Annotated in this window: 4 protein-coding genes; 1 reads left to right on the forward strand and 3 read right to left on the reverse strand. The window is 68.9% G+C overall.

Annotated features, from left to right (window positions below; all coding sequences use genetic code 11):
- Positions 1 to 30: 30 nt before the first annotated feature.
- Together AC27KI_RS19560 and AC27KI_RS19565 are read right to left on the reverse strand one after the other, a co-directional pair.
- Entirely contained in the window at positions 31 to 1,242 is a 1,212-nt protein-coding gene (locus AC27KI_RS19560; protein WP_487115361.1) for a multidrug effflux MFS transporter, read from the reverse strand.
- An 88-nt stretch (positions 1,243 to 1,330) separates the two neighbouring features.
- Entirely contained in the window at positions 1,331 to 1,606 is a 276-nt protein-coding gene (locus AC27KI_RS19565; protein ID WP_284406194.1) for a metal/formaldehyde-sensitive transcriptional repressor, read from the reverse strand.
- 61 nt (positions 1,607 to 1,667) lie between these two features.
- On the opposite strand from AC27KI_RS19565, the gene dmeF reads away from it, so the two are divergent.
- Positions 1,668 to 2,690 (forward strand): CDF family Co(II)/Ni(II) efflux transporter DmeF, encoded by a 1,023-nt coding sequence (gene dmeF, locus AC27KI_RS19570; protein WP_487115363.1) that lies wholly within the window; start codon positions 1,668 to 1,670, stop codon positions 2,688 to 2,690.
- 46 nt (positions 2,691 to 2,736) lie between these two features.
- Here the strand turns inward: dmeF and AC27KI_RS19575 are convergent, their stop codons facing one another.
- A complete protein-coding gene (locus AC27KI_RS19575; protein ID WP_284430724.1) occupies positions 2,737 to 3,918 on the reverse strand; it encodes an acetyltransferase domain-containing protein in 1,182 nt (393 codons plus the stop codon).
- Positions 3,919 to 4,341: the final 423 nt, after the last annotated feature.

Raw genomic sequence — 4,341 nt, forward strand, 5'->3', positions numbered from 1 at the left:
CCCCCATGGCGGCCGCGCCCGGACCGGGGCTCAAACCCGCGCCTCCACCGGCCCGGCGGCAGGCGGGCCCGCCAGCGTGATCCAGGTCAGCGCCACCCCCACCAGCGCGCCTGCGGCCATGCCGATCACCATGGGCAACGGCTGGCCGTTGGCAAACAGGCCGACGATGCCCATGGCCGCCGCACCCGTCAGCATCTGCAGCGTGCCCAGCAGGGCCGAGGCGGTGCCGGCGATGGCGCCGTGCTGCTCCAGCGCCAGCACCGAGGTGGTGGGAATCACCAGCCCCATGAAGGCGCTGGACACGAAATACAGCGCGATCAGCACCGCCAGTTGGTCGCCGCCCAGCAGGTAGTAGGCCAGCAACAGCACCATGACCACGCCGGCCGCGCTGGCCGCCACCTTGACGAGCGGCACCAGGCCGAACCGTTGGCCGAGCAGGCCGGTGAACTGGGACGAGCCGATGAAGGCCGCCGCGTTCAGCGAGAACGCCAGGCTGTACTGCGTGGGCGTGAGCCCGTAGTGGTTGATGAGCACGAACGGCGAGCCTGCCAGGTACACGAAGAACCCCGACATGGCGCAGCCGCCGATGAAGACCAGGCCCAGGTAATGGCGATCGCGCAGCAGCAGCCCGTAAGCCCGCAGGGCGCCGCCCAGGCTGCTTTCCACCCGGTCGGCGGCAGGCCGCGTCTCGCGCAGCGCGCCATAGACCAGCGCCAAACCCGCGATGGCGGCCACCGCCACCACCCAGAACACGCCGCGCCAGCCGGTGAGGGCGATGACCCCGCTGCCCGCGAGCGGCGCGAGGATGGGTGACACGCTGAACACCAGCATCAGCAGCGCCATCAGGCGTGCGGCATCGGTGCCGGTGTGCAGATCGCGCACCACGGCGCGCGGAATGGCCATCCCGGCGGCAGCGCCCAGACCCTGCAGGAAGCGCAGCGCCACCAGCGTCTCGATCTCGGTCGCCAGGGCGCAGCCCACGCTCGCCGCGGTGAACAGCAACAGCCCGAAATACAGCGGCGGCTTGCGCCCCACCATGTCGGACACCGGTCCGTAGAACAGCTGCCCCGCCCCCAGCGCCAGGAAGAACGCGGTCAGGCTCCACTGCACGGCGCCGACCTGCGCGCCCAGGCTGCGCCCGATGTCGGGAAGCGCCGGCAGGTACATGTCGATGGCAAAGGGGCCGATGGCCGAAAGAAGGCCCAGAACGAGGGCAGCGCGGAGGAAGGGCGAAGGAAACATGGGCCCGATTGTCGCCAACGGCGGCATCCGCCGCTCGGGCGCCCGATTGGCCGGCGGCCGAGCGCGGTCTTGCCCCGGAGCACCCGGCCTATTTGAGGTAGGAGCGCAGCGCCGAGGCCACCGCCGCCACGTCCTGCGCGCGCTGCTGCGCGGGAGCTGCGGGGTCACCCAGGTGCTGAACGATGTGGCCTTCCAGCACCTGCGCCATCAGGCCGTTCACCGCGCCGCGGATGGCCGCGATTTGCTGCAGCACTGCCATGCAGTCTGCTTCTTGTTCGAGCGCCCGCTCCAGGGCCGCGGCCTGGCCCTGGATGCGCCGCACGCGGGCCAGGAGCTTCTTTTTTCCGTGGATGGTATGGGCCATGACCGGATTGTACGAAAGGCTGAAAATATACTGGGGTACAGTATCTTTCACCATGACTTTCATGACCCAAAACCCTTCCGCCAACGCCCCCCTTGCAGCCGGCTGGCAGCACCCCCATGTCTTCAGCCACGGCAATCCCCTGGCCGAGCGCAACACCCGCTGGGCGGTGGCGCTGACGGTCGCCATGATGGTGGCAGAGATCGTCGGCGGCTGGGCCTTCGGCTCGATGGCATTGCTGGCGGACGGCTGGCACATGGGCTCGCATGCCCTGGCGCTCGGGCTATCCGCCGTGGCGTATGCCGCGGCCCGGCGCCACGCGAGCGACGGCCGCTTCGCCTTCGGCACCTGGAAGATCGAGGTGCTGGGCGGCTACACCAGCGCCATCCTCCTGCTGCTCGTAGCGGGGCTCATGGTCTACCAGTCGGTGCAGCGGCTCCTCGCCCCGGCGCCCATCCAGTATGAGCAGGCCGTCTTCACGGCCGCACTGGGACTGGCGGTCAACCTGGCGTGCGCCTGGCTGCTGCGGGGCGGGCATGCGCACCACGCACACCACGCACACCACGCACACCACGCACACCACTCGCACCACGAACACCCTGCGCATGAACGCCACGGCCACAGCCATGGGATGACGCCAGCCGATCTGAACCTGCGGTCGGCCTACCTGCACGTGGTGGCCGACGCTGCCACGTCGGTGCTGGCCATCGCCGCGCTGTGCGGAGGGCTGCTGTGGGGCGCGGACTGGCTCGACCCGGCCGTGGGCCTGCTGGGCGCGGCCCTGGTCGCGGGCTGGGCCTGGGGGTTGCTGCGCGATACCGGGCGGGTGCTGCTGGACGCGGAAATGGACGCGCCCGTGGTGCAGGAAATCCGCGATGCGATCGCCGCCAGCCCCATTCCCGCCAGCGTGTGCGACCTTCACGTGTGGCGTGTTGGCACGGGCCTGTACGCCTGCATCCTGTCGCTGTCCACGGCCCATCCGTCCGTGGCGCCCGACTTCTTCAAGCGCCTGCTGAGCGTGCACGAGGAACTGGTGCACGTCTCCGTCGAGGTGAACCGGGCCGACACCTCCGGCCGAACCCACTGACCCGGCTGCGCACCGACGCGGGCATTCGCGACGGCAACGCCCACGCTCAAAGGTACTTGAGCCAGGCGATGTCGCGCCGCCGCGCCTTGAAGGCCCCAAAGGCTTTCACCGCAGGGTACAGCGCCACGGCCAGGACGGCCGTGCACAGCCAGACGGCCCACATGGCGTCGAACCCGAAATACGTGCCCTGGGTCTTGCCCCACACGGCCACCGCCGCGAGGTAAAGCAGCTTGAGCACGTACAGGTGCAGCAGGTAAAAGAACATGGGCGCGGCACCGAACCCCGCCAGCACCCGCAGCCCGGCCCCGGGCCGCGCCCGCTCGAACGCCCGCAGCACCAGCAGGCCGATGCCCAGCGTGAGCGCGATGAACAGCAGCGAAGGCGGGTATTTGGTCACGTTGAAAAACGACATCGCAGTGGCCAGGGCCGTGTCGCCCGCCACCCAGGGCTTGTCGCCGTACACGTTCCACCAGCGCAACACGGCAAACCCGGCCAGCAGCCCCGTGCCCCAGGCCAGCAGGCGGCGCTGCCGCGCGCCCGCATCCGTGGACGCCAGGAACCAGGGTCCGGCCGCATAGCCCAGCGCGATCACACCGATCCAGGGCAGCAGCGGATAGGAAGTGCGCAGGCGCAGCGATTCGCCCACTTCGATCCAGCCGCGGTCGTGCAGCACCGCCCAGGGAATGTGCAGCGCATGGCCGAACGGAAAATGCAGCCCGTCGAGCAGGTTGTGCCCGGCCACGATCGCCACGCCCAGGGCGATCAACACGGTGCGCGGCAGCCACAGCAGCGCAGCCAGGGCCAGCATGCTCAGGCCGATCACCCAGATCACCTGCAAGTACACCACCTGCGGCGGCCACTGGAAGGTCCAGGCAAAGTTCACCAGCGTGAGTTCCAGCGCGACCAGGAAGCACCCACGCTGGAGCAGGAACACCGAGGCCGCCCCCCGGCCTCCGCCCTGCCGCGAACCATACAGGCAGGCGGACAGCCCCGTGAGGAACACGAACACCGGCGCACACACGTGGGCCAGCAGCCGGCTTGCGAACAGGTCGGGCGAGGTGGCCGCGACGACCATGGGGTCGCTGACTTGGTGGTGCAGGAAAAAGGTTTCGCGCACGTGGTCCAGCAGCATGAACAGGATGACGAGCCCGCGCAGCGCGTCGATGGACTGCAGCCGGGCGGAGGCGGAGCCAGCATGGGGTGGAGGCAGGGAGCGGTCGATGGGCATGGAAGGGGTGGCGCGCGGTGCCTGCATCGCCCTAGGCTGCCGCGCGGCGGGCTGTGGCGGCAGAGGCGATCCGTTGACGGCGAGGGGGCGAAAGGCGCGATTGTGCCCGTTTGGAACAGGCCCGCTGCGATGCGCCTTCCGTTGGATCCAAAAAACAAAGGGTTTTTTTGCGCACAGCAATGGGGTCCATCCTGCGACGGTGCAATGGGCACCCGGATCGACAACATGTCAAAGTCCTTTTCCCCTCAGCTTCCCATTAGCCCATGGGCTGACGGACCATGCGCTGGCAGTGCGGCAGTGCGGCAGTGCGGCAGTGCGGCAGTGCGGCATTCTTTTGAAAGAGCCACTGCAGGTCGGTCCGCAACGGATGGACACAATCCCACGCAGCCAAGCCGCCGTCGCCACCAAAAAACCAAAGAAAAA

Source organism: Acidovorax sp. KPB24-03, from assembly GCF_057546605.1.

What these genes read in the sequence shown, in the direction of transcription:
- AC27KI_RS19575 (WP_284430724.1), bottom strand. Translation starts at nt 3,918, where the DNA reads ATGCCCATCGACCGCTCCCTGCCTCCACCCCATGCTGGCTCCGCCTCC.
- AC27KI_RS19560 (WP_487115361.1), bottom strand. Translation starts at nt 1,242, where the DNA reads ATGTTTCCTTCGCCCTTCCTCCGCGCTGCCCTCGTTCTGGGCCTTCTT.
- AC27KI_RS19565 (WP_284406194.1), bottom strand. Translation starts at nt 1,606, where the DNA reads ATGGCCCATACCATCCACGGAAAAAAGAAGCTCCTGGCCCGCGTGCGG.
- dmeF (WP_487115363.1), top strand. Translation starts at nt 1,668, where the DNA reads ATGACCCAAAACCCTTCCGCCAACGCCCCCCTTGCAGCCGGCTGGCAG.